The sequence below is a fragment of the Xanthomonas arboricola pv. juglandis genome (assembly GCF_905367715.1).
Lineage (GTDB): Bacteria > Pseudomonadota > Gammaproteobacteria > Xanthomonadales > Xanthomonadaceae > Xanthomonas > Xanthomonas arboricola.
In genome coordinates, this window is the sequence record NZ_HG999362.1 from 2,549,337 (window position 1) to 2,571,930 (window position 22,594).

General features: G+C 65.7%; 18 protein-coding genes and 4 tRNA genes. 12 read left to right on the plus strand and 10 right to left on the minus strand.

Going from position 1 to position 22,594, the window contains the following annotated elements:
* Window positions 1-142 precede the first annotated feature (142 nt).
* From KHN93_RS11085 to KHN93_RS11105, 5 genes are all read left to right on the plus strand, one after another.
* Window positions 143-1,501: an alpha/beta hydrolase gene (locus KHN93_RS11085; protein ID WP_053051480.1), complete on the plus strand. Its 1,359-nt coding sequence runs from the start codon at window positions 143-145 to the stop codon at window positions 1,499-1,501.
* On the plus strand, window positions 1,498-3,027 hold the full coding sequence (locus KHN93_RS11090) for a GMC family oxidoreductase (protein ID WP_211920103.1): 1,530 nt from the start codon (window positions 1,498-1,500) through the stop codon (window positions 3,025-3,027). The genes KHN93_RS11085 and KHN93_RS11090 overlap by 4 nt, the downstream gene beginning before the upstream one ends.
* 43 nt (window positions 3,028-3,070) lie before the next feature.
* On the plus strand, window positions 3,071-3,874 hold the full coding sequence (locus KHN93_RS11095; RefSeq protein ID WP_024939964.1) for an SDR family NAD(P)-dependent oxidoreductase: 804 nt from the start codon (window positions 3,071-3,073) through the stop codon (window positions 3,872-3,874).
* Window positions 3,875-4,240: 366 nt separating this feature from the next.
* Complete coding sequence (locus KHN93_RS11100) at window positions 4,241-5,116, plus strand: DNA-binding protein (protein WP_211920104.1); 876 nt, start codon at window positions 4,241-4,243, stop codon at window positions 5,114-5,116.
* A 77-nt stretch (window positions 5,117-5,193) separates the two neighbouring features.
* On the plus strand, window positions 5,194-5,382 hold the full coding sequence (locus KHN93_RS11105; protein WP_244812112.1) for a BPSL0761 family protein: 189 nt from the start codon (window positions 5,194-5,196) through the stop codon (window positions 5,380-5,382).
* Between the two features lie 749 nt (window positions 5,383-6,131).
* Here the strand turns inward: KHN93_RS11105 and KHN93_RS11110 are convergent.
* Together KHN93_RS11110 and KHN93_RS11115 are read right to left on the minus strand one after the other, a co-directional pair.
* Window positions 6,132-7,928 carry a transmembrane repetitive protein gene (locus KHN93_RS11110; protein WP_211920105.1) on the minus strand — a complete coding sequence of 599 codons (1,797 nt, stop codon included), beginning with the start codon at window positions 7,926-7,928 and terminating at the stop codon, window positions 6,132-6,134.
* A 13-nt stretch (window positions 7,929-7,941) separates the two neighbouring features.
* Window positions 7,942-8,541 (minus strand): NfuA family Fe-S biogenesis protein, encoded by a 600-nt coding sequence (locus KHN93_RS11115; protein ID WP_211920106.1) that lies wholly within the window; start codon window positions 8,539-8,541, stop codon window positions 7,942-7,944.
* An 89-nt stretch (window positions 8,542-8,630) separates the two neighbouring features.
* Here KHN93_RS11115 and KHN93_RS11120 point away from each other — a divergent pair, with 89 nt between their 5' ends.
* From KHN93_RS11120 to zupT, 3 genes are all read left to right on the plus strand, one after another.
* Entirely contained in the window at window positions 8,631-8,987 is a 357-nt protein-coding gene (locus KHN93_RS11120; protein WP_039815276.1) for a 4a-hydroxytetrahydrobiopterin dehydratase, read from the plus strand.
* Complete coding sequence (locus KHN93_RS11125; RefSeq protein ID WP_126968909.1) at window positions 8,984-9,406, plus strand: energy transducer TonB; 423 nt, start codon at window positions 8,984-8,986, stop codon at window positions 9,404-9,406. The genes KHN93_RS11120 and KHN93_RS11125 overlap by 4 nt, the downstream gene beginning before the upstream one ends.
* A 273-nt stretch (window positions 9,407-9,679) precedes the next feature.
* Entirely contained in the window at window positions 9,680-10,498 is an 819-nt protein-coding gene (zupT, locus tag KHN93_RS11130; protein WP_016904561.1) for a zinc transporter ZupT, read from the plus strand.
* A 123-nt stretch (window positions 10,499-10,621) separates the two neighbouring features.
* On the opposite strand, the gene KHN93_RS11135 is transcribed toward zupT, so the two are convergent.
* On the minus strand, window positions 10,622-11,608 hold the full coding sequence (locus tag KHN93_RS11135; protein WP_016904562.1) for an RluA family pseudouridine synthase: 987 nt from the start codon (window positions 11,606-11,608) through the stop codon (window positions 10,622-10,624).
* Window positions 11,609-12,018: 410 nt separating this feature from the next.
* Here KHN93_RS11135 and KHN93_RS11140 point away from each other — a divergent pair, with 410 nt between their 5' ends.
* Window positions 12,019-15,765 carry an Rne/Rng family ribonuclease gene (locus KHN93_RS11140; RefSeq protein WP_047128737.1) on the plus strand — a complete coding sequence of 1,249 codons (3,747 nt, stop codon included), beginning with the start codon at window positions 12,019-12,021 and terminating at the stop codon, window positions 15,763-15,765.
* 583 nt (window positions 15,766-16,348) lie between these two features.
* Here the strand turns inward: KHN93_RS11140 and KHN93_RS11145 are convergent.
* From KHN93_RS11145 to KHN93_RS11155, 3 genes are all read right to left on the minus strand, one after another.
* The gene (locus KHN93_RS11145; RefSeq protein WP_016904564.1) at window positions 16,349-16,996 is read right to left on the minus strand and encodes a response regulator; all 648 of its coding nucleotides are present in this window, start codon (window positions 16,994-16,996) and stop codon (window positions 16,349-16,351) included.
* A 209-nt stretch (window positions 16,997-17,205) separates the two neighbouring features.
* Entirely contained in the window at window positions 17,206-17,967 is a 762-nt protein-coding gene (locus tag KHN93_RS11150) for a sulfurtransferase (protein ID WP_211920107.1), read from the minus strand.
* 35 nt (window positions 17,968-18,002) lie between these two features.
* Window positions 18,003-18,368, minus strand: a complete 366-nt coding sequence (locus tag KHN93_RS11155) for a DUF6164 family protein (protein ID WP_039514436.1) — start codon at window positions 18,366-18,368, stop codon at window positions 18,003-18,005.
* A 61-nt stretch (window positions 18,369-18,429) separates the two neighbouring features.
* On the opposite strand from KHN93_RS11155, the gene KHN93_RS11160 reads away from it, so the two are divergent.
* On the plus strand, window positions 18,430-18,861 hold the full coding sequence (locus KHN93_RS11160; RefSeq protein ID WP_211920108.1) for an FKBP-type peptidyl-prolyl cis-trans isomerase: 432 nt from the start codon (window positions 18,430-18,432) through the stop codon (window positions 18,859-18,861).
* Between the two features lie 11 nt (window positions 18,862-18,872).
* Window positions 18,873-20,132 carry a TIGR03862 family flavoprotein gene (locus KHN93_RS11165; protein ID WP_211920109.1) on the plus strand — a complete coding sequence of 420 codons (1,260 nt, stop codon included), beginning with the start codon at window positions 18,873-18,875 and terminating at the stop codon, window positions 20,130-20,132.
* Here KHN93_RS11165 and KHN93_RS11170 read toward each other — a convergent pair.
* The gene (locus tag KHN93_RS11170; RefSeq protein ID WP_211920110.1) at window positions 20,116-21,408 is read right to left on the minus strand and encodes a nucleotide sugar dehydrogenase; all 1,293 of its coding nucleotides are present in this window, start codon (window positions 21,406-21,408) and stop codon (window positions 20,116-20,118) included. The two genes, KHN93_RS11165 and KHN93_RS11170, sit on opposite strands and share 17 nt — an antisense overlap.
* 142 nt (window positions 21,409-21,550) lie before the next feature.
* Between KHN93_RS11170 and KHN93_RS11175 the strand changes: the two genes are divergently transcribed.
* Window positions 21,551-21,634: transfer RNA gene (locus tag KHN93_RS11175), tRNA-Leu, on the plus strand.
* Between the two features lie 552 nt (window positions 21,635-22,186).
* Here the strand turns inward: KHN93_RS11175 and KHN93_RS11180 are convergent.
* The 3 genes from KHN93_RS11180 to KHN93_RS11190 all read right to left on the minus strand — a co-directional run bounded on the left by KHN93_RS11180 (window position 22,187) and on the right by KHN93_RS11190 (window position 22,561).
* Window positions 22,187-22,262: transfer RNA gene (locus KHN93_RS11180), tRNA-Gly, on the minus strand.
* A gap of 81 nt (window positions 22,263-22,343) precedes the next feature.
* Window positions 22,344-22,417, minus strand: a tRNA-Cys gene (locus KHN93_RS11185).
* Window positions 22,418-22,485: 68 nt separating this feature from the next.
* Window positions 22,486-22,561 (minus strand) — tRNA-Gly (locus KHN93_RS11190).
* Window positions 22,562-22,594 lie beyond the last annotated feature (33 nt).

The following is a 22,594-nucleotide window of genomic DNA, read 5'->3' on the forward strand; positions in this document are numbered from 1 at the left end:
GCAGGCATGCCGATCGGGATGCAACAGACGTTGTTCGCGGACAAGCGCCAAGCCTCACGTCATCACACGATGTCGGACTCATCTGCACGAGGCATGGACAAAGCGCCGGTCATCATGCGCGCCTGATGGAGAGAGGTGTTACATGGCGAAGCCGACGCTGTTCTTCCTGCACGCCCTTGGGTCCAGCAGCAACGAGTGGTCTGGCGTGATCCAGCGACTGGAGGCGCGCTTCGATTGTGTGGCGCTCGATATTCCCGGCTTTGGAGACGCGCCGCCGCTGCAGCATGTCGACACCGCCGCACTGGTTGCCTGGTTTGTCGAAGAGGTGATCCGGCGACAACCGACCTGCTGGTTTGTGGTCGGACACAGCATGGGCGGAAAGATCGCCACCCTGGCGGCGGCGCAGGCGCGCGATGGCGTGGCCGGGCTTGCCGGCTTGGCCGGCGTGATCCTTGTCGCGGCATCGCCGCCGGCGCCCGAGCCGATGGAGGAGTCACGCCGACAGACCATGCTGGCCTGGTTCGAAAAGGGCCATCCCACCCGGCAAGAGGCCGAGCAGTTCATCGACGACAACTGTGCGGCGAGGTTGCCTGCGCCTGTGAGGGACGCGGCTGTAAACGATGTGCTGCGAACCAGTGCAAAAGCATGGATCGCCTGGCTTGCGCACGCCAGTCGTGAGGACTACAGCGCCCAGGCCGGCTGCATGCACGTGCCGGCGTTGATCCTAGCCGGCAGTGAGGATGGCGACCTCGGCGAAGCCGCGCAAACCGCGTTGAACGCCCCGCATTATCACGCTGCGCGTCTTGCCGTCGTGGCCGATGCCGCGCACCTGATCCCCTACGAACAACCGCAACACCTGGCGCAGCTGATCGCAGCGCATGTGGAGCGCAGCATGGACAAGTGCCTGCCTGATGACTTCGTCAGGCTGCTCAATGCAGACCGGGTTGCCCCGCGCATGCGCAAGCTGCTGCTCAGTAGGCATGCCGGTCCGGCCGCAGATGCGCAAGGCGTGCTGAGCCAGCACCAACTGGAGATACTCGGCGCAGTCGTTGCGCGTGTATTGGATGGGGCAGGGGATGCGCGCGGGATTGCACGGCGGATCGACGTCCAGCTTGCCGAGGGCGCAGGAGATGGTTGGCGCCATGCCGCGTTGCCACCCGATCGGCTGGCGATGCCGCTGGGGCTCGACACGCTCGACGCGCTGAGCAATGGATTCGTCGGCTTGTCTGCCGATATCCAGGACCGTTGGCTGCGCGAGGTGTCGCGCGCGACGGCCGGCGATTCCTCGGCACATGGGCTGGATGCAGCGCAGCTGGCGCATTGGTTCGAGGACGTGCGCGCCGAAGCCGTGCGGACCTGGGTCAGCCTTCCCGCCACGATGGCGGCCTTGGGATACGACGGCTTTGCGGTTGGCGGTGTTGGTATCGACAGCCTGGGCTATCAGCACACCGCAGCCGACCGACAGGAAGCCTGGCAGCTTCCTGCCGAAGGCCTGCGATGAACCCGGGCATCCACGACGCTGCAGTCGATGTGGTGGTGGTAGGCAGCGGGGCAGGCGGCGGCCCGCTGGCCGCACGGCTTGCACAAGCAGGTCTGTCGGTGGTGGTGCTGGAGGCGGGTGCGGCCTTCAGTCCTGCGTCCCATCTGCCCGATGAGTTGACCACCGGCATCTACTGGATGGAGGAGCGCCTGAGCGGCGGGCAGACGCCCACCGCATTCGGCGCCAACAATTCCGGTTCGGGCCTAGGCGGTTCGACCCTGCACTGGGGCGCCTTCTGCCCGCGTCCGGACAAGCGCGATCTGAGCCTGTCGACACATACCGGGCAGCGCAGCATGGACTGGCCGATCGCGCATGAAGAGCTGATGTCCTACATCCGCCGCGTGGAGGAGTTCATCGGCGTGTCCGGGCCGGCGCACTATCCATGGGATCCCGAGCGCGGCTACGCCTATGCGCCGCCGCAGCGCAATGCCTCGGCCAACGCGATGGAGCGCGGTTGCCGCACGCTCGGCATCACCGCCACCGATGCCCCTGCCGCGTTGGTGACCAGGGCGCATGCGCAGCCGCACTACGGCATGCGCGCGGCCTGCAACAACTGCGGCGCCTGTCATCAAGGTTGCAGCAACGGCGCCAAGGTGAGCGTCGATACCACCTGGCTGCCGTTGGCGCGCGCGCACGGTGCCCAGTTGCGACCCGGTTGCCGGGTCATCGATATCGAGCGCGATGCGCGTGGCATGGTCAGCGCGGTGGTCTACCAACAGGACGGACGCGAACTGCGCCAGCGTTGCACAAGCCTGTTCCTGTGCGCAGGCGGCGTGGAAACACCGCGCTTGCTGCTCAACCTGGGGCTGGCCAACTCCGGCGGTCAGGTCGGACGCAATTTCATGGCACATGTGGCCACCCAGGTGTGGGGGGAGTTCGATGCGGACATGCGCATGAACCGTGGCTACCCCTCGTCGCTGATCACCGAGGACATGCTGCGCCCGGCCAATGCGGATTTTATCGGCGGCTATCTGGTGCAGAGCCTGGGCGTGCAGCCGATCACTCTGGCCAACACCCTGGCACGTGGCGCAGGCCTGTGGGGGAGGGAGCTCGTCTCGACCATGACGCGCTACAACCGCCTGGCCGGCATCGGCATCAATGGCGAATGCCTGCCGCAGGACGCCAACCGGCTGAGCCTGTCCGATGAGCGCGATGCCTTCGGCCAGCGCAAGGCGCGTATCGACTTCAGCTACGGACCCAACGAACGCGCGATCGATGCCCACGCGCGCGCATCGCTACACGCCATCTGGGAGGCGGCCGGTGCCCAACGCATCTTCGCCGCCGCCCGCTCCGCACACACGTTGGGTACCTGCCGCATGGGCACCGATCCGGAGCAGGCCGTGGTGGATCCGGATGGTCGCGCATTCGACATCGCCAACCTCTACATCTGCGACAACTCGATTTTTCCAAGTGCACTGGCAGCCAATCCCGCGCTGACGCAGATGGCACTTGGCCTACGCACGGCGGAGCGCTTTCTCGCCCGCTAGTTGCGTGCCTACCACCACCTCTCTCTACCACCAGGAGTTCAGCATGGATCTCGGAATCAACAATCGGATCGCCCTCATCAGTGGCGGCGACTCGGGAATGGGCAAGGAGACCGCGCGACAGCTGCTCGAAGCCGGCGTGCGCGTGGCGATCACCGATCTTCCGGACGGCACGCTCGACCAGGCAGTGGCCGAGCTGTCGGGCCTGGGGCAGATCATCGCCATCGAGGGCGACGTCACGCGCGAGCAGGACGTCGCCGCCATCTGGACACAGGTGCGCGAACAACTGGGCGACCCCGACATCTACATCAACGCAGCGGGCGTTACCGGCGCAACTGGCGACTTCCTGGAGGTCAGCGACGCCGGCTGGCTCGAAACGCTGGACATCAACTTGATGGGCGCAGTGCGCATGTGCCGCCAGGCCATCCCCGCGATGCGCCGCAATCAATGGGGCCGGATCGTGCTGTTCGCCTCGGAAGACGCAGTGCAGCCTTACGTGGACGAGCTGGCTTATTGCGCATCGAAGGCAGGAATCCTGAGCCTGGCCAAGGGCCTGTCTAAGGCCTACGGACCGGACAACGTGCTGGTCAATACGGTGTCGCCCGCCTTCATCGCAACCCCGATGACCGACAAGATGATGCAAAAGCGCGCCAGCGAAAACGGAACCACGTTCGAACAGGCGATCGAATCGTTTCTGGACGAAGAGCGTCCCGGCATGGTGCTCAAGCGACGCGGCCGCCCGGAAGAAGTGGCCTCGGCGGTTGCCTTCCTGTGCTCCGAGCGCGCCAGCTTCATCAACGGTGCCGGGATCAGGGTGGATTCGGGATCGGTCTTTACCATCGCGGGTTGAGGCGGGCGTCGTTCAGAGATGCGGCGAGCCACATAAGCTGCCGCACCCTTTTCCTGCACCCGGTACCAGGTGCGGATAAGTAAGCGCATGTGTAATCGGCTGCAGGAATACTGCAGCCGCGTTGCCCAGGAAACCAGCTTGTTCAGCGGAGTGGGGCGCCCACGTTTGCGGCAACGCACTCACCACGGGCTTGGCAACCGCCTGCGGTGCACGGGCCGCGCAACTCCCCTCGATACCCATCCCACTCCGTATCGCAGGCATTGTCTTCGGCAGGGTAGGACGCTACCTTCTGCTTCTCGCTGCGGCATCGCTGTTATCGGACGTGGATTGGCAATGGGGTAGGGTGTTTGCGTCGGAGAGCATCAGATGGCCAAAGGTATCCAGGAAAGCGAGGTATTTGAGGCGGCCGACGCGTTGCTCGGCGCCGGCGAACGGCCGACCGTCGAACGCGTACGCCTGCATCTGGGCCGCGGTTCGCCGAATACGATCGGACCATTGCTGGACGCGTGGTGGACTCGGCTCTCCCAGCGGCTTGAGCACCGGCTGTCGCTGCCGGACGTCCCGGAGGATGTGGGCGTGGCCTTAGCCAAAGTGTGGGAGTTGGCGTTAACGGCCGGGCGTGGACAAGCAGACGCTGCGCTGGCGCCAGAGCGCGACTTTCTGGCCAATGCCCAAGCCGAGACCGAAACCCGCGTAACCGCCGAGCGTGAGCGCATGGCCGCCATTGAGGCACAACGCCAGCAGGCGGTAGTTGCTGCCCAGATCGCCGAGGCGGCCTTGGCCGTCTGCGAGCAGCGAGCTCGCGAGCTCGCCGTACAGGTCGGCGCGCTGCAGCGGCAACTCGAGGAACTGAGCGGGCGCCGAGACGCCCTGGAAGCGCAGTTTCAAAGCGCCCAGTTTCGTCTGGAGCAGGAACGAAGCGCGGCTGCGAGCGAACGCGAAACCCTGCAGACACACCTGCGCCAGGTCGAGGATCGGGCTTACACCGAGATCGATCGCCTGCGCCAGGAAGGCAAGGCGCACAAGGCTCAACTGGCTACCCAGGCCCGCGAACATGTCGCGGCACTGCGCGAAGCCGATCAAGCCCGACGTGCGGCCGAACGGGCCCAGCATAGCGCCGAGCGTGAGAGCGCGGCAGCTCAGGCACGGGCCCAGGCGCTCGCACAATCACGTCCGGCCAAGGCGCGGCCTGCCATCAAGAAAGAGGCTGCTAGTGCCACACGCAGGGCGGCTAAGCGTTAGGCTGCGCCCCTCGTCGCTGGCACGCGGGTGGGGCTAAGCGCTACGCTAAGAATTCCTTAGCTTTGGTGAGCAGTCGCATGACCCTGCCTGACGAGCGCACTCGCAACCTGCTTCGAGCCGGAGCGTTTCTCAAGGAACTCGCCGGCAACCAAGCCGTACCAAAGTCCGAGCGCGAGGAGGCCTATCGGCTGTTGCGTCACTACCCGACACTCAGTGATGTGGAAGCCATCGCCCAGCATGAGGAACGGTTGCGGGAACTCACCTAGTCAGCGTTTGTGCGCCCGTATCTGACCTCGCAGTTCGAGCAAGACTGGTTCCGCAGTTACCCCAAAGGTCCTCATCGGATTTGAGTGACGGTACCTATCCTCTTAGGCAATCGCCTGCATCGCTAGCTCCATGGACCTTCGCCCGCAACGAACGCTTTGATCAGCAACTGGCGACGTTGAACGTATGACTGGAAGCGTAGGTGGCTACAGCACCAGCAGGAGCGCGGGGAATTTCGGAACCGGGCTGGCGCCACCGGAAAGCATGCGCTGGGCAAGGTCGATCAGGCCCGCCATTTACATTAAGCGAGCTCCTCGGCAAGCAAGGACGCCAACGCCGGATCACCTACAAAGGTGCGCCCCTCAGAGTACGCGACTGGGAAAACCAGACACTCATTACTGCGTCCCCGGAACCATAGGCCCCCTTGACTGCGTTAAATGGATACTCAGAGTGCGTCGGTGGACCATCGAAGAGTGCGGCGTCCACCTGATGCCAAGCAAGGCATGGTGTCGTGCTGACTGCGCGGAGAGCACCCAGGCTTTACTTAGGATCGTGTCCCGCGGGAGAGAAAAAGTCCTTGCAAATCAATGAGGGGCACGATCCGAGCAAAAAGGACACGAATTTAAAAAACTTACAACGGTTCGGCAAGCAAGTCTTGATCCAAAGCCAGATCCAGCGCAGCCGAGCCCGCGCCGCCCCAAGAGCTTATTTCGCATAATGTATATTATGTCAGAATCAGCTTAGCAGCCGACTACCTCACAGCCCCGTTGTCTTCCTGCAGCTCCCGCTTGAACGGCACATCCGGCGGCGGTCTGGCTGTTGCGGGTTGATCGTTGAGATTCGGGTCGCTCAGGCCGCAGCCGCCGCCGAACTGCAGCAACGACACCACACAACTGATCTTGGTGGTCGTGCCCGGGATCGGGATTTCGATCTTCTTCAGGCCGCGCCGTACCCACTCCTGCAGCAGCGACTGGTTCGGCATCCAGTACTTGTCCAGCGAGGTCGGCGTGTAGCCGTACGGCGGACGCTTGAGCCAGGTGCCGCCCTGGGCGATCTGGTCGCGGGTCCAGGTATCGGTTTCGCTGCCTGGCGGTCCTCGATCACCGGCGCCGTTGCCGGCATCGCCGGCTCCGGCGGCGACGTGAACGCTGCCGTCTGCGTTGAACATGCCATTGCGTGTTCCATTGGCGCCTGTGGCTTCACCGGCGCGACGACGGTCGGATTTACTCCAGTCGTCTGCATTGGCCGCAACATCCCAGCCGCCGCTGCGATCTGCTGGCGCCGGGCCGGCATTGCTGGTCGCCGGCTTGGCTGCCGATGCGGCTGCCGCCGTAGTGCTGCTGGGTTGCGCCGATCGCGCCAAATTCGCCTGTGCCTGATTGGGCTGCGTGGACGCCGCCGATGGTTGCGTTGCCGCAGCTACCGACGTCGACGATGTCGGCGCTGGAGTCGCCGGCGTCTGCTGGGCTGGCCCGGCCGGTGCCGGTTGCGGCGCGGGATCCGGCACGCTTGGCAACTCGGTCGTTCGAATGGCCACGTCAGGCATGCGCACAGTCGGCGTGATCTCGCGGCTGCGCACCGATGGCGCAACGACCTGGGGCCGGTCCGGAACGACGATTTCCCGCTCGCGCACCGTCGGTGCGTTGGCAGTGCGCATCGCGACGGTCGCTGCGGGACGCTGCAATTCGCGCAGCTGCGGCTGCTCGGTCACGGTCTGGATATCGCGCTGACGCACCTCGATCTGCGGTGCGGCCGGCGCGACCGGACGCGGAGCGAGCGTGATCGTGGGCGGCGGCGGCACGACAAAGTCGTTCGTGGCCACCGGTGTTTCGGTGACCTGTAGCGGCGATTCGATCGTCACCGGCGGCACCTGTACGGTCACGCGTGGCACCTCTGGAGCCACCGGTTCGCTGGGAGCGGCAGCCACTGGTTCCGGCGCGATGTCCTGGGCCTGGGCTGTGCTTGAAGGAGGGTCGACGGACTCGACAGGCGCAGGCACCGACGGCGCTGCGCTTGGCCTGCCGGTCGCAGCGGACTCACTGGATTGTGACGCCGAAGCCGCATCGCCCGAGGCGGCCTGCGCAGCGTCAGTGGGCTGCCCTTGCCCACCGCCCTGCTCTGCCGCACCGTCGCCAATGAAGGTCATGCGCACCCGCGATTCGTCGCCGGTCTTGGTGTCATCCGGCGCCCAGCGCACCGTGACCACCCAAACGAGCAGTGCGATGAAGCCAAGATGGATCAACAGGCTGCCGAGCAGCGCCAGCCAGTGTTGTGGCCGCTGGTCTTTCGGCCGCGGCTCCCAGTGCTGCCACCACAGGCTGCGAAATGCCTGGAACGGCGACAACAACGCCACGCCAGCACCTGCCGGCGGCGCTGGCCGTGCCAGCAGCACGCCCATCACCTGGTCATCGTCGAACGCAGCCGCCGGCCCGATGCGGCTGCTCATCCAGCTTGCCCAGCCGTAAGGCAGGCCGGTGCGCCGATCCAGGATGAGCTTGCCCGGCATGCGCGCGCGCAGTGCCTGCAGCAGATCGGCGGCCGTGGTCACCGGTGGCGCGGAATCAGGCCGCGCTGTCGCGCGGGATATACGGCGCGTCGCCGGTGGCGTGGTCGGTCGCGTCGTGCACCGCAATGACGCCGGGCACGCGCCCCATCAGGGTCTTCTCGATGCCCTGCTTCAAGGTCACATCGGCCATGCCGCAGCCGTGGCAACCGCCGCCGAAGCGCAGCAGCACGACACCCTCTGCCGAGACCTCCTGTACCGCCACACGGCCGCCATGCGACGCCAGCTGCGGGTTGATCTCGTTCTCCACCACCCAGCGCACGCGCTCCACCATCGATGCGGACTCGGCCGGCGCTTCGCCCTTGATCTTGGGTGCCTTGATGGTGAGCTGCTGGTTGCCGGTGGACTGGGTGACGTAGTCGATCTCGGCGCCATCCACCCAGGGCACGCTGGCGGCGACGATATATAAGGTGAAGCCGTCGCAGTCGATCGCCCATTCGTCGCCGCTCAGGTCCGCCGGTTCGGCGAACTCCAGCCGGGCGTCGGCGCGCGGGGTGCCCGCATCCACCGCGCTCAGGCGCACGCCCATGCCGGGCACGCCCTCGCGTTCGATGAGCTTGCGGAAATAGGTTTGGGCTTTGTCGGATATCTGGATCATGCGGGTTATTCTACCGCTCAATGCGCCTGCGCTCATGGAACACCGTGATCCTGAGTGAACGCGCTGTCCGCCACCCCTGCGAGACTGTCATGACCGATCTGATTCCCCTGGAACAGGCCCATTGCCTGCCGCGCAAGGGCAGCGACCACAAGCTCGGCGAAGCGCGTCTGGCTGAACTGCTGCCGCAGGTGCCGGGCTGGGAGCTGGCCGAAGTGGGCACGGCAATCACCCGCACATTCCGCTTTGCCGACTATTACCGCACGCTGGCCTTCGTCAACGCGCTGGCCTGGATCGCCCACCGCGAAGACCACCACCCCGACCTGGGCGTGCATTACGACCGCGTGGTGGTGCGCTATTCCACCCACGACGTTGGCGGATTGAGCGAAAACGACTTCATCTGTGCGGCCAAGACCGCCCAGCTTTACGATCAAGGAGCCACCCCATGACCCTGTCTCGCGCTGCCCTCGCCGGCCTGTTCCTTGCCGTCGGCATCAGCGGGTGTGGCAAGTCGTCGCAGCAGCCCTCCGCACCGGCGGTGGCACCGACCGAACTGGCCGCCTTGAAGACCCCGCCGCCGGAATACTCGCCGCAGCTGGCCTGTGCCGGCATCGGCGGCACCTCGGTGCTTCGGGTCGTGGTCGGTGTCGAAGGCACCCCGACCGACGTCTCGGTATCGCAAAGCAGCGGTCAGCCGGTGCTGGACGAAGCCGCGCAAAGCCGCGTGCGCGAATGGAAATTCCGGGCCGCCACGCGCAATGGCCAGGCAGTGCCGCAGACGATCCAGGTGCCGGTCGCGTTCAAGCCGCCGGTGCCGCGCCCGGACGAGTGCTTCGCCATCGAAGAGCGTGCGCGTCGAGGCGGCTAAGCCGCCTTTGATGTGTTGCGCGTACGGCCGCGGCAACGCGCCGGCGCGCAGCGCGCAAGACTGAGCACGGCGAACGGCCTGCATCAGCTCCAGCTACCCACGGTGCGCGCCTGATGCCAGCGTGCACGCGTCAGGGTTATCGCGCCAGACACCACGCCTTCGTCATCCAGGCATGGCCATCCTGCAGCCGCAGTGTGGTCATGCGCAAAGTGCGCAGCAGCAGTCGCCACGCTCCCCGCCGAGTACGTTCTATTCCACGAGGTCGTGCGTCACATGCTCGAAGTGTCATCCCACAATGTCTGGACCGCATTTGCGGTCACGCTGGCCGCTGGCCTGGCGACCGGACTCGGCAGCCTGATGGTCGTGTTCTCCAAGAAGCCCAACCCGCGCCTGCTGGCATTCGGGCTGGCATTCGCCGGCGGCGCGATGGTGTATGTGTCGCTGTCGGAGATTCTCAACAAGTCGATCGCCTCGTTCTCCAACGCCTACAACGACAAGCTCGGCTTCACCTTCGGCACGCTGGCGTTTCTGGCCGGCATGCTGCTGATCATGGTGATCGACCGCCTGGTGCCCAACCCGCACCAGAGCCTGTCCAGCGACGATCCGCTGTTCCGCGACGACAACCGTGCCTATATCCGCCGGGTCGGCTTGATGACCGCCATCGCCATCACCGCGCACAATTTCCCCGAAGGCCTGGCGACCTTCTTCGCCACGCTGGAAAGCCCTGCGGTCGGCATGCCGCTCGCGTTCGCCATCGCCATCCACAACATTCCCGAGGGGATCGCGATTGCGGTGCCGGTGTACTTCGCCACCCGCAACAAGTTCTACGCCTTTGGCGCCAGCCTGCTCAGCGGACTGGCCGAACCGATCGGCGCCGGCATCGGCTATCTGGCCTTGTCCAGCGTGCTGTCAGAAGCGGTGTTCGGCACGGTCTTCGGCCTGATTTCCGGGGTGATGGTGTTCTTGGCGCTGGACGAATTGTTGCCGGCGGCCAAGCGCTACGCGCAGGGCCACGAGACGGTTTACGGCCTGGTGGCCGGCATGGGCACGCTGGCGATCAGCCTGGTGTTGTTCCGCTTCGCCACGCCTTAACGCACGACCGAACCGCAGCCGCAGCGCCGGCACGACGACCATCTCGCCGACCGCCAGGACGCGTCGGCGACGCGCTGGCGGCCTCGACCAGGATGGAAGCGTCGCCGCAGCGCAACGGCGGCCTCAGCGCCCTAGCCGGTCCAATGCCTCGGCCAGCTCCGGTGCCAGCGGCGCGCTCAACACATAGGGCGTCTTGCCGGCATCCAGCGCAAATTCCAGCGAAGCGGCGTGCAGGAACAGGCGCTTCAGGCCGAGCTGGTCGCGCAGGCGCTTGTTGACCTCCGCTTCGCCGTACTTGTCGTCGCCGGCCACCGGGTGACCCAGGTGCTGGGCGTGCACGCGGATCTGGTGGGTGCGGCCGGTTTCGATACGGACTTCGCAATAGGAGTGCCCGCCGCGTCGCTCCAGCAGCTTGAAGTGGCTCAGCGAGGGCTTGCCGATCGCATTGACCTGCACATGCCGCTCGCCACCCTGGCGCAGCCCGATGTGCAGCGGCGCATCGACCGTCATCACCCCGTCCGGCATGCGGCCTACCAATAAGGTCAGATAGCGCTTGGTGATGCCGCGGCCTTCGACACGGTCGTCCTCGCGCATCAAGGCCTGCAGCTCGGTCAGTGCCGAACGCTTCTTCGCCACAATCAGCAGGCCGGAGGTATCGCGGTCGAGCCGGTGCACCAGCTCCAGGGTCTGGTTCGGGCGCAGGGCGCGCAGGGTTTCGATGGCGCCGAAGCTGATCCCGCTGCCGCCGTGGCTGGCGACCCCGGACGGCTTGTTGAGCGCCAGCAGGCGCGCGTCCTCGAACACGATCGCCGCTTCCAGCCGCGCCAGGAACGATGCCGGTGGCGCCGCCTTGTCGCCCTCCTCGGCAACGCGCACCGGCGGGATCCGCACTTCCTCGCCACCCTCGAGCTTGCGCTCGGCCTTGGCCCGCCCACCGTTCACCCGCACCTGGCCGCTGCGCACTAGCTTGTAGATCAGGCTGCGTGGCGCGCCCTTGAGCTGGCCGAGCAGGAAATTGTCCAGCCGCTGCCCAGCACGGTCTTCCGGAACTTTGAGAATGCGCACGCCCACACGGTCGGTGGGCGGCTTGGGGGTCTGGGGGTCGGTCATCCGGCTCTTTATTCTGTTACACTCGGCGAGCGAGATAAGGGTTTGATTTCGTTGGAAGTTGATTGGCCAGAAGCCTGCCTTCCGATGATTCCGGCACAGTGCGCGACCACCGCCCCCGGGGCGGCCATGTTAGCGGCTCACCGGCCTACCCGGCCATCGCCGGCGGTTTTTGACCGTCGCGCTGAACATGTCCCGTGCGCTGCCCCGGTTCGTCCGGACGCGGCTGCCGGCCCTGAAACACCTATAAAACTTAAGACAAGCGCTCCCGCGGCCTGCCGTGGTGTTGCAGCGCTGGAAACCCTGGTCAGGCCTGTCCGCGCGTTGCGCGAAGGGCCGACAAGCTGTTCCAGAGGCGAAACGTCACGGCGTTCCGCGCGGTAGAGCGCGAGAGGAACGCAACAATGAAGCGAATGCTGATCAACGCAACGCAGGCCGAAGAGCTGCGCGTGGCGATTGTGGACGGCCAGACCCTGTACGACATCGACATCGAACAGCCGTCCAAGGAACAAAAGAAGTCCAACATCTACAAGGGCCGTATCACCCGGCTCGAGCCCTCGCTGGAGGCGGCGTTCGTCGACTATGGCGCCGAGCGCCATGGCTTCCTGCCGCTGAAGGAAATCTCCCGCGACTATTTCCAGGCTGGTGTCGACCACAACAAGTCGACCATCCGCGAGTTGCTGCGCGAGGGCCAGGAAATCGTGGTGCAGGTCGACAAGGAAGAGCGTGGCAACAAGGGCGCCGCCCTGACCACGTTCATCTCACTGGCCGGCCGCTACATGGTGCTGATGCCCAATTCGCCCAGCGCCGGTGGCGTCTCGCGCCGGATCGAAGGCGAAGACCGTGCCGCGCTGAAGGAAGCGCTGGACAAGCTCGACATCCCCGACGACATGGGCGTGATCATCCGCACCGCGGGTGTCGGCCGTGACGCCGAAGAACTGCAGTGGGATCTGGACTACCTGCTGCAGACCTGGAAGGCGATCGCCGAGGCGGCGCTGAGCAAGCCGGCCGCGTTCCTGATCTACCAGGAATCGCGCCTGATCATCCGCGCCCTGCGCGACTACCTGCGCGCCGACATCGGCGAAATCCTGGTCGATACGCCGGAGCTGTACGCCGACGCCCAGGAATTCATGCAGCAGGTGATGCCGCAGAGCCTGCGCAAGCTCAAGCATTACACCGACGACATCCCGCTGTTCAACCGCTTCCAGATCGAATCGCAGATCGAAGGCGCCTACGAGCGCAATGTGCGCCTGCCGTCGGGCGGCTCGATCGTGGTCGATCAGACCGAAGCGCTGACCGCCGTCGACGTGAACTCCTCGCGCGCCACCAAGGGCAGCGACATCGAAGAGACCGCCTTCCAGACCAATCTGGAAGCGGCCGAGGAAGTGGCCCGCCAGTTGCGCCTGCGCGACCTGGGCGGCCTGGTGGTGATCGACTTCATCGACATGGCCTCGACCAAGCACCAGCGCGAAGTCGAAAACAAGCTGCAGAACGCGCTCAAGTACGACCGCGCACGCGTGCAGCTGGGCCGCATCTCGCGCTTCGGTCTGATGGAAATGAGCCGCCAGCGCCTGCGCCCGAGCCTGGGCGAATCCAGCCAGATCGTGTGCCCGCGTTGCGACGGCCATGGCCGCATGCGCAGCGTCGAGTCGCTGTCGCTGTCGATCATCCGCGTGGCCGAAGAGCACGCCATGAAGGAAAACACCGGACAGGTGCTGGTCCAGGCCCCGGTGGAGATCGCCAACTACCTGCTCAACGAAAAGCGCAGCGCGCTGCGCGAGATCGAGCAGCGTCACGAGTCGCCGATCATCATCGTTGCCGACGAGCAGCTGCACACCCCGCACTACGAAGTCACGCGTCTGCGTGAGAACGAGCTGGGCGAAGACAGCGGCAAGCCGAGCTACCAGCGCGGTACCCCGCGCAAGCTGCCGGTGCATGCGCTGACCAAGGCACAGTTGAATATCCCGGCTGCGCCGGCAGTGACCTCGATCAAGCCGAGCCAGCCGGCTCCGCTGCGTGAGGAGGCCCCTGCCCCGGTCGCCGCTGCACCTGCACCGGCTCCGGTCGCGCCACTGCCGCTTCCCGCGCCGGTGACCGGCGTGGTCGGCTGGCTGAAGCGCATCTTCGGCGGCGTCGAGCCGGTTGCGCCTGCGCCCGAGTCGACCCAGCGTCCGCGTCAGAACGATGCCGGCCGCAGCAGCCGCAACGAGCGTGGCGATCGTGGCGGCCAGCGTCGCGACGGCCGCGATGCCCGCAACGGCGGCAACGGTGGCAATCAGCACCGCGGCAATGGCGGTAACGGCAACGGCAATGGTGCCAACAAGGAGCGTCGTGACGAGCGCCGTCAGCCGGCCAATGGCCAGGCTGCACAAAACGGCGGTCAGGCGCAGCAGGTGCAGGTGCCCAAGCCGCCGCGCAACGAGGCACAGCAACAGCCCAAGCAGCCGCAGCAGCCCCAGCAGCAGAAGCAGAAGCCGCAGAACCAGGCACCGCGCCCGCCGCGTGCAGCTGCGCAGCAGCAGGACGGCGCGCCGCCCGAGCGGCAGCAGCGCCCTGCGCGTCAGGAAGAAGGCACTGCTTCGGCGCAGACGCTGACCTCGACTGCTGCAACCGCAACGACTGCAACCGTGGTCGCGGCAATTGCCGACACCGCAGCCCCGGCAACGCCGGTGGCAGCAGCGGCGGCCACCCCGGCGCATCCGGTCGAGGTCATCGTGACCGAGTCGCATACCGATCGCGGTACCGACGCCAATGCGGAGGGCCAGGCACCGGAGGCAGCAGGCGATGATGCGGCAAATGGCGAAGGCGGCAGCCGTCGTCGTCGCGGTCGTCGCGGTGGCCGTCGTCGCCGTCGTGGCGCTGGCGCAAACGGTGAAGGCGGTACCGGCGTCGATGGTCTGGAGACGGACGATCTGGACGGCGACGCCGACGGCGATCTCGATGGCGACAACGAGAACGACGAAGCCGGTGCGCAGGCCCACACCTCGGCTGCCCCGCGCGCCGGTCAACCGGAGTTCGACTTCGACGACGACGCGAGCACGCCCGCGGTATCGGCACGCGCCAAGCCGGAGTTCAGCACTCCGGCCGCAGTGAAGCCGCGCCCGGTCCCGAAGGAGCGTGCGGAAGCACCGCTGGCGGCTGACACAACGTCGACCACGGCGCCGGTTTCCAATGCCACGCCGTCGTTCGAGCAGCAGGCTGCAGCTCCGGCAGTCACCGCAGCCGAACACGCACGTGGCGACACATCGGCGGCCTCTCCGGCACCGGCTGCAAGCGCACCGGCCAGCAACGCGGCGCCGGCTGCATCGGCACCGGCTGCGCAGGCTTCTGCCGCTGCATCGACGACCCCGCAAGCGCCGCAGGCTCCGGTTGTTGCGCAGGACTCGGCGAGCTCGCCGGCTCAGGCCCCGGTTACCGCTCCGGCTCCGTCTGCTGCCTCGCCATCGGTTGCCGCCTCGGCTCCGGTCGCGACGCCAGCCGCGGCTCCGGCTCCTGCAGCTCAGCCGGTCGAGCGTGCTGCTCCTTCGGCCGTGCGTTCGCCCGAGCCGGCTGTGCAGTCAACCTCGGTGCCGCCGGCATCGGCCGACGCTACAGCACCTGCGGTTGCTCGGCAGGAACAGGCAGCACCGGTGGCAGCCACGACAGCATCGCAAGCGGAGCCGGTGAAAACCGACCCAGCGCCGGCAGCCGTCAGTGTGCCCAAGCCGGTCGCTGCTGCGCCTTCCAGCGCGCAGGCGGGCGTCGTCGTGACATCCAAGCCGCCGCATGCCGAGCCGTCAACGGCAGCAAGCCCGGCAGCCGATGTTGCCGCGACGTCCACCGCCACGGTGCCGCAGACCTCGCCGTCTGCCGACGCTGCGCCGGCACGCAAGCCGTACGCTCCTGTGCAGACCACGCTGCTTGACGCATTGGCTCCGACCGACGCAACAGCAGCGACCGCGACATCGACGCAGGCCGAAACGCCGGTGCCGTACAAGGCACCTGAGCGGCCTGCAGCGGTCGCACCCGTGCTGTCTGCAGACGCCAACGAGCACACTGCCGACAAGCCGAAGCCGACGGTCGTCGTGTCCGAGGCAGCAAAGCCGGCAGATGCAGCGCGCAATGGCGATGACGCGCAGGAACAGCAGGACGACACCAACAAGCCGCGTGGCGATCACTGATCGTTTCCCAGCCGGTTGAACCCGCCTGCGTGAATCCAGGCGGGTAGTGTCAAACAAGGCGGCCTTCGGGCCGCCTTGCTTTTGCGTGCGGCAGTGTCATGCCGATGCTGGATGACCAGGCTTTGCAGGGATCGCAACGAGACGGTTGCTGCGCTCGCAGTCGCGCTTGTCCCGGGCACTGTTCCCACCGCATCAACGAGCGCCGGAGCTGCTGTTGCCAATGTCGCGACTCAGGCAGAAGCCAGCACCATCATGGCCCTACGCCGTAACTGCATCCACGCCAGCAAACCGAAATGTCCGCTGCTACGCATCGGCAACCGCTCGTCATCGAATGCAGCGGCGTTCAAACCGATTCGATCAGCCTGCTCCAATGGCGCGGCGCACCGCGCTGTAACGACAGGTCATCATCGGCAGCCGTCGCAAGCAAAGCGCCTCTCGGGCATTAAATGCCGAAGCGAACACGCGCGTTCGGGACCCAGGAGTGCTTCTCCCGCGCAGAACAGCGTGCATGCTCTTTTCATCCGCTCGTTGTGCAGCAGCATCTGACTGCTGCATCTGCAAGATCGAAACCCGAGGGCGTGGCTTACAAGGTACGCGCCGGATCGGTCAGACCGTACTGATTGGCCAGACGCGCCAGGGCGATGTTGTCCTGGATGCCGACCTTCTCGAACAGGCGCGCCTTATGCGTGTTGATGGTCTTGGCACTGAGGTTCAGGCGCTTAGCGATATCTTCCTGGCGCAGGCCCTGGGTCAGCAACAGGGCAACCTCCAGTTCGCGCGGCGATAGCGCGTCGAAGGGCGAGCTGCCGCCTTCCAGGTTGGACAGGGCCAGATTCTGCGCAATGGTATTGCCAAGATAGCGCCGGCCCAGTGCGACTTCGCGCACTGCGCGCAGCAACTCCTGCGCATCGCCGCCCTTGCCGACATACCCCGATGCGCCGGCTTCGAGCAGACGCTTGGGCAATGGGCCATCTTCCAGCACCGAGACGATGATGACGCGGGTGCCGTAATCGCCCTTGACGATGCGCTCGGTGATTTCCAGGCCGCTGACACCGGGCAGGTGCAGATCGCACAGCACGATCTCGGGCTTGAGCTGACGAATTTGCGGCAAGGCCGCTTCCCCGCTCTCTGCTTCTCCCACCACATCGATGTCCACTTCCTTGGACAGGATCATCTTCATGCCGGTACGCACGAGTGCATGATCGTCGATCAGAAAAACTCTGATGGTCATCCTTGTTGTCCTCGCTGTGCGGCTGGCTGGTGCAGCCTATCTCCGTGAATAATTCAGGGCAAGCTCGATGCGACGTATTACGTTCGAGTCAGAGCGCGAAGTACTCTGCCGCCGCGTGTCATGGTAGGCATTGCATGCACTATCGCGGCGTGATCGGATGATGCGAGCGCGCCCAATACGCGAACATCGGGCATTTCACTCGCGCTCGGTCAGATTTTTCCTGCTTCGGTGCTGCGCTCGGCATCCACCAATGGGCGCAATTGCGCATCGAGTGCAACGCGTTCGTCGAACACGAAGCAGCGGCCATCGTAGCCTTCGCCCCCAACCTCTTCGAAGTAGCCGAGGATGCCGCCCTCGAGCTGCAGCACGTTGTCCATGCCATCGGCCTGCATCCACAGCGCCACCTTCTCGCAACGAATGCCGCCGGTGCAGAAGCTGACCACGGTGGCGTCGGCCAACGCAGCGCGATGTGCTTCCAGCGCTGCCGGCAGGTCGGTGAACTTGTCGATCGGCAGCGTCAACGCGCCCTGGAACGTGCCGTATGCCACTTCCTGGGCATTGCGCGTGTCCAGCAGCACCAACGGGCGGCCGCGATCATCGCGCCCTGCCCGCATCCACTCGCGCAGCGTGGCGGGCGTCACCGCCGGCGCACGGCCCTGCAGCGGCGAGGCATCGTCGCGACGAAAGCTGATGATCTCCGGCTTGACCTTCACCTTGAGCCGCGCAAACGGCTGCAGCGCGCTCAGGCTGTACTTGATGCGCATCTGCGCAAAACGCGCATCGGCCTGCAGCCACGCATAGAACGTGTCGATCTGCTCGGCTTCGCCGGCCAGAAACAGGTTGATCCCCTCTTCGGCCACCAGCACCGATCCCATCAAGGCCTGCTGCCCGGCGTGTGCCAGGACGCTGTCGGCGAGCGACTGCGGGTCCTGGATGGTGACGAATTGGTAGGCAGCGGTATTGGTGATCATGCGGCCATTTTAAGCCGATGCGGCCGCAGGTGCGATCAGCCGCGCAACAGCAGGAACGGCAGCAGGACCAGCGAGGCGACGACCAGCATGCCGATCAACGTGGCGATCACGAACAACGGCCGCTTGCGCAGCAGCGCGCCAAAGGTTTCGGCCGTGCCGGCAGCGAGCGCATCCTGGCGCTGCGCACGCGCCACAGCGCCGCGCTGGGCCTGATACGCATCCATCAGCGCCTTGGCGCGCGGGTAATCGGCATCGTCACTGAGCCAGATGCCGCCGGCGGAGATGCCCCAGTTGCTGGGCCGGGTTTCGTAGATCTGCACCAGATGCTCGCGCATCAGCGCCCGCACCTCGTCGGCTTCGTCATCGGGAACATTGCGCAGATTGAGCAGCAGCTTGGCCATGGGCGCGATGATACCGGGAGCCAGGTGCGATAATGACGCACTCCCTTTGCTGGACCATCCCATGCGCCTTCTGTTGACGCTTTGTGCTGCCCTGCTGCTCGCGGGCTGTGCGCCTGCTCTGCCGCCGTCCGGCGGCACCATCGCCACGTTCGAGCGGATCGACCGCAACATCGGCACTGGTGCCGAAGCCACACCGGGCGCGTTGGTCACCGTGCACTACACCGGCTGGCTGTACGACGAAAAAGCCGCCGACAAGCATGGCAAGAAGTTCGACAGCTCGCTCGACCGCGCCGAGCCGTTCCAGTTCGTGCTGGGCGGCCATCAGGTGATCCGCGGCTGGGACGAGGGCGTGGCCGGCATGCGTGTGGGCGGCAAGCGCAGCTTGATGATTCCGCCCGAGTACGGCTATGGCGACAACGGCGCTGGCGGCGTGATCCCACCCGGCGCATCGCTGGTGTTCGATGTGGAATTGCTCGGCGTGCAGCCGCACTGAAGGGCTGAGCAATGACGGATGCGAGCAAGCGGCGGCTGGCCATCATCGGTGGTGGGCCGGCCGGCCTGATGGCGGCAGAGGTGGCGTGTGCGGCAGGCCTTGCGGTCGACCTGTACGAAGCCAAGGGTTCGGTGGGGCGCAAGTTCCTGATCGCCGGCAAGGGCGGCTTGAACCTCACCCACTCCGATCCGATGCTGTTGTTTGCGCAACGCTATCGCGAGCGCAGCGAGGCCGTCGCATCGTGGCTGCAGCAGTTCGATGCGGACGCGCTGCGCGCCTGGGCGCGCGATCTGGGCGTGGAGACCTATGTCGGCAGCTCGGGGCGCGTGTTCCCGATGGATCGCAAGGCCGCGCCGCTGCTGCGTGGCTGGGTGCGCCGACTCAAGGAACAGGGCGTTGTGTTTCATGTGCAGCATCGTTGGCTTGGTTGGAGTGATGACGGTGCCTTGCGTTTCCACTCGCCCACCGGTGATGTCGAACGCACCGCAGATGTCGTGGTGCTGGCGCTCGGTGGCGGCAGCTGGCCGCAGCTCGGCTCCGATGGTCGCTGGCAAGGCGTGCTGCAGGATCACGGCATTGCGGTGGCGCCGCTGGTGCCGGCCAACTGCGGCTTCGACATCGCCTGGAGCGCGCATTTTGTGCAGCGGCATGCCGGTGCGCCGCTCAAGCCCGTGGTCGCGCACTGGCAGGATCGCGATGGCACGCCGCATCAGTTGCAGGGCGAGTGCGTTGCGACGTCCACCGGCATAGAGGGCAGCCTGATCTATGCGCTGGCTGCGGATCTGCGCGCGCAGATCGATGCCGATGGCGTCGCCGAGCTGGGCCTGGACCTACTCCCGGGACGCTCGCTGGAACGCGTCAGCGCCGAACTGGAAAAACCGCGCAAGGGACGCAGTTTCAGCGAGCATCTGCGCCGGCAGGTCGGCATCGACGGCGTCAAGGCCGCTTTGCTCTACGAACACCTGGGCAAACAGGCGGGCGACGATCTTGCGCTGGTGGCGCATACGCTCAAACGCTTGCCGTTACGCCTGTTGCGACCGCGCCCGCTTGCCGAGGCAATCAGCTCGGCCGGCGGCGTGCAGCTGGAGGCGCTGGATGCGCAGCTGATGGCGCGCGCGCGGCCTGGCGTGTTCTGTGCCGGCGAGATGCTCGACTGGGAAGCACCGACAGGCGGCTATCTGCTGACTGCCTGCTTCGCCAGCGGATTACGTGCCGCGCATGGCGCGGTGCAGTGGCTGCAGCAGCCCGGCCGCGTTACAGACGATCGCTGACCGCCTCGCGCGGCCACACCGATTTGACGTCGTAAATCACCGCACCCTGTTTGCCCAGCGCGGCGATGCGCCGGGTGTCGTAGTCGCGGTATTGCGCATGCGCGACTGCCAGCACGACGGCGTCGTACGCACCTTCGTCCGCAAGCTCGCACAACTGCACGCCGGCATGTTGCAGCGCTTCTGCGGGGTCGGCCCACGGGTCGCAGGTGTCGACCTGCACGCCCGCGGCTTGCAGCAGCTGCACCAGTTCCACCGCGCGGCTGTTGCGCAGGTCCGGGCAGTTCTCCTTGAAGGTGGCGCCCAGCACCAGCACCCTCGCCTGCGCAAGCACCACGCCACGCGTGGCCAGCATGCCGCAGACGCGCTCGGCCACGTGCCGGCCGACGCGGTTGTTGACCTGGCGCGCGGTGTGGATCAGGTCCGGGTGATAGCCCACGCTTTCGGATTTGTGCATCAGGTAATACGGATCCACCCCGATGCAGTGACCACCGACCAGGCCGGGGCGGAACGGCAGGAAATTCCACTTGGTTCCGGCGGCTTCCAGCACGTCCAACGTATCGATACCCAGCTTGTCGAAGATCAAGGCCAGCTCGTTGACCAGTGCGATATTGACGTCGCGCTGGATGTTTTCCACCACCTTGGCGGCCTCGGCCACGCGCATCGACGGCGCCCGCCAGGTGCCGGCAGTGATGATGCTGGTGTACAGCGCGTCGACCGCATCGGCGGCTTCTGCGGTGGAGCCGGAGGTGATCTTGCGGATATCGCGCAGACGCCGCTGGCGGTCACCCGGATTGACGCGCTCGGGGCTGTAGCCACAGAAGAAGTCGTCGTTGAAACGCAGCCCCGATGCGGCTTCGAGCAAGGGCACGCAGACTTCTTCGGTGGTGCCCGGGTAAACGGTGGATTCGTAGATCACCAGGTCGCCGGGTTTGAGCGCAGCGGCGATCAGCGTGGTGGCACTGCGCAGCGGTTCCAGGTCGGGCTGCTCGAAGCTGTCGATCGGCGTCGGCACGGTGACGATGAAGATGCTGCACGTAGCCAGGTCCGCAGCATTCGCGGTGTAGCGCAACCGGGTGGCGGCAGCCAGCTCGGTGTCGTCCAGCTCCAGCGTGGCGTCGTGACCGTCGCGCAGCTGCGCGACCCGCTGCGCATCGATGTCGAAGCCCAACGTATCGCGTTGCTCGCCGAATGCAACGGCCAACGGAAGGCCGACATAGCCCAACCCAATCACGGCGATGCGGGCCTGCGGCGGAGCGAGTAGCGTGGTGCTGGACATGCGGTTCCTTCGATCGTGCGCAGCCGGTTGCTGCGCGCCTGCGCGGTGGGAGCATAGCGCAGGCAGCCATCCGGTCATCAGTGCGGCGAACCGGCGACGCGGCGATTCACAATCGGCGCGCAATCAGGCACGCTATCGCAATGCCCGGGTGGCGAAACTGGTAGACGCAAGGGACTTAAAATCCCTCAGCTGCAAGGCTATGCGGGTTCGATTCCCGCCCCGGGCACGCTCTGATGGCACTGCAAATCGCACAAGGCCATCGACGCGCAGGCAGACCTTGCCCGCTGCGAGGTTGCAGCGCTCTCGCATTACGCAGTCCAGCCTCCGCGTCGCGCTTACAAATGCGTGGCGCGCCCTCAGCCCGCTCCCCTCTCTCGGACATCACCGCAATCCTCAGCGCCGCGCAGGCTGAGGTGGAGCAGCGCGAGCAGATTGGTGATCACGGCTGCGGTAGACATGGTCAGCGATGCCAAGACCTGCTCTGAATGAGATGAAGCGGCGCGCCATTGCACAGCGATGCAGGCCGCGGTGCCCCTCCGTGCGTCTGGAGAGCACCAACCGCAGCATCCACGCAGTGCCACGCACAACGATGCGATCTTGTTTACGACAGACGTCCTGGCGCCAGCGGTGCACCAAGCGCAATGCACATCTGGCATCAAGCACGCTGCCCTACGTCAGCGAGAAGAAGGCCAATAGTTGCCCTCCTCAAATGCTAGCCCGACACCAGCATCGGCCAATAAAAAACCCTATATATCGTTCGATATACAGGGTTCGAATTTGGAGCGGGAAACGAGACTCGAACTCGCGACCTCAACCTTGGCAAGGTTGCGCTCTACCAACTGAGCTATTCCCGCGTGGAGCAAAATTGTACAGCTTGTTACTTCGTTGCGCCAGTCCTGTCGTCGTTACCGACGCATGAAACAACGCATGCAATGTGGAGGCCTGGGCCGGAATTGAACCGGCGTACGCGGATTTGCAGTCCGCTGCATAACCACTCTACCACCAGGCCGAAACATCAAACCCAAGGCATCCTGCCTTGAAACAACGAGACCTCCGGCAAGGGGCCTTGTCTACATCTGGAGCGGGAAACGAGACTCGAACTCGCGACCTCAACCTTGGCAAGGTTGCGCTCTACCAACTGAGCTATTCCCGCTTGGGAGGCGAAATTCTACAGCGAACAGCATCG

Excerpts from the sequence above, each read along its gene's own strand:
- KHN93_RS11085 (WP_053051480.1), top strand. The coding sequence starts at position 143 with ATGGCGAAGCCGACGCTGTTCTTCCTGCACGCCCTTGGGTCCAGCAGC.
- KHN93_RS11090 (WP_211920103.1), top strand. The coding sequence starts at position 1,498 with ATGAACCCGGGCATCCACGACGCTGCAGTCGATGTGGTGGTGGTAGGC.
- KHN93_RS11095 (WP_024939964.1), top strand. The coding sequence starts at position 3,071 with ATGGATCTCGGAATCAACAATCGGATCGCCCTCATCAGTGGCGGCGAC.
- KHN93_RS11100 (WP_211920104.1), top strand. The coding sequence starts at position 4,241 with ATGGCCAAAGGTATCCAGGAAAGCGAGGTATTTGAGGCGGCCGACGCG.
- KHN93_RS11105 (WP_244812112.1), top strand. The coding sequence starts at position 5,194 with ATGACCCTGCCTGACGAGCGCACTCGCAACCTGCTTCGAGCCGGAGCG.
- KHN93_RS11115 (WP_211920106.1), bottom strand. The coding sequence starts at position 8,541 with ATGATCCAGATATCCGACAAAGCCCAAACCTATTTCCGCAAGCTCATC.
- KHN93_RS11120 (WP_039815276.1), top strand. The coding sequence starts at position 8,631 with ATGACCGATCTGATTCCCCTGGAACAGGCCCATTGCCTGCCGCGCAAG.
- KHN93_RS11125 (WP_126968909.1), top strand. The coding sequence starts at position 8,984 with ATGACCCTGTCTCGCGCTGCCCTCGCCGGCCTGTTCCTTGCCGTCGGC.
- zupT (WP_016904561.1), top strand. The coding sequence starts at position 9,680 with ATGCTCGAAGTGTCATCCCACAATGTCTGGACCGCATTTGCGGTCACG.
- KHN93_RS11135 (WP_016904562.1), bottom strand. The coding sequence starts at position 11,608 with ATGACCGACCCCCAGACCCCCAAGCCGCCCACCGACCGTGTGGGCGTG.
- KHN93_RS11140 (WP_047128737.1), top strand. The coding sequence starts at position 12,019 with ATGCTGATCAACGCAACGCAGGCCGAAGAGCTGCGCGTGGCGATTGTG.
- KHN93_RS11145 (WP_016904564.1), bottom strand. The coding sequence starts at position 16,996 with ATGACCATCAGAGTTTTTCTGATCGACGATCATGCACTCGTGCGTACC.
- KHN93_RS11150 (WP_211920107.1), bottom strand. The coding sequence starts at position 17,967 with ATGATCACCAATACCGCTGCCTACCAATTCGTCACCATCCAGGACCCG.
- KHN93_RS11155 (WP_039514436.1), bottom strand. The coding sequence starts at position 18,368 with ATGGCCAAGCTGCTGCTCAATCTGCGCAATGTTCCCGATGACGAAGCC.
- KHN93_RS11160 (WP_211920108.1), top strand. The coding sequence starts at position 18,430 with ATGCGCCTTCTGTTGACGCTTTGTGCTGCCCTGCTGCTCGCGGGCTGT.
- KHN93_RS11165 (WP_211920109.1), top strand. The coding sequence starts at position 18,873 with ATGACGGATGCGAGCAAGCGGCGGCTGGCCATCATCGGTGGTGGGCCG.
- KHN93_RS11170 (WP_211920110.1), bottom strand. The coding sequence starts at position 21,408 with ATGTCCAGCACCACGCTACTCGCTCCGCCGCAGGCCCGCATCGCCGTG.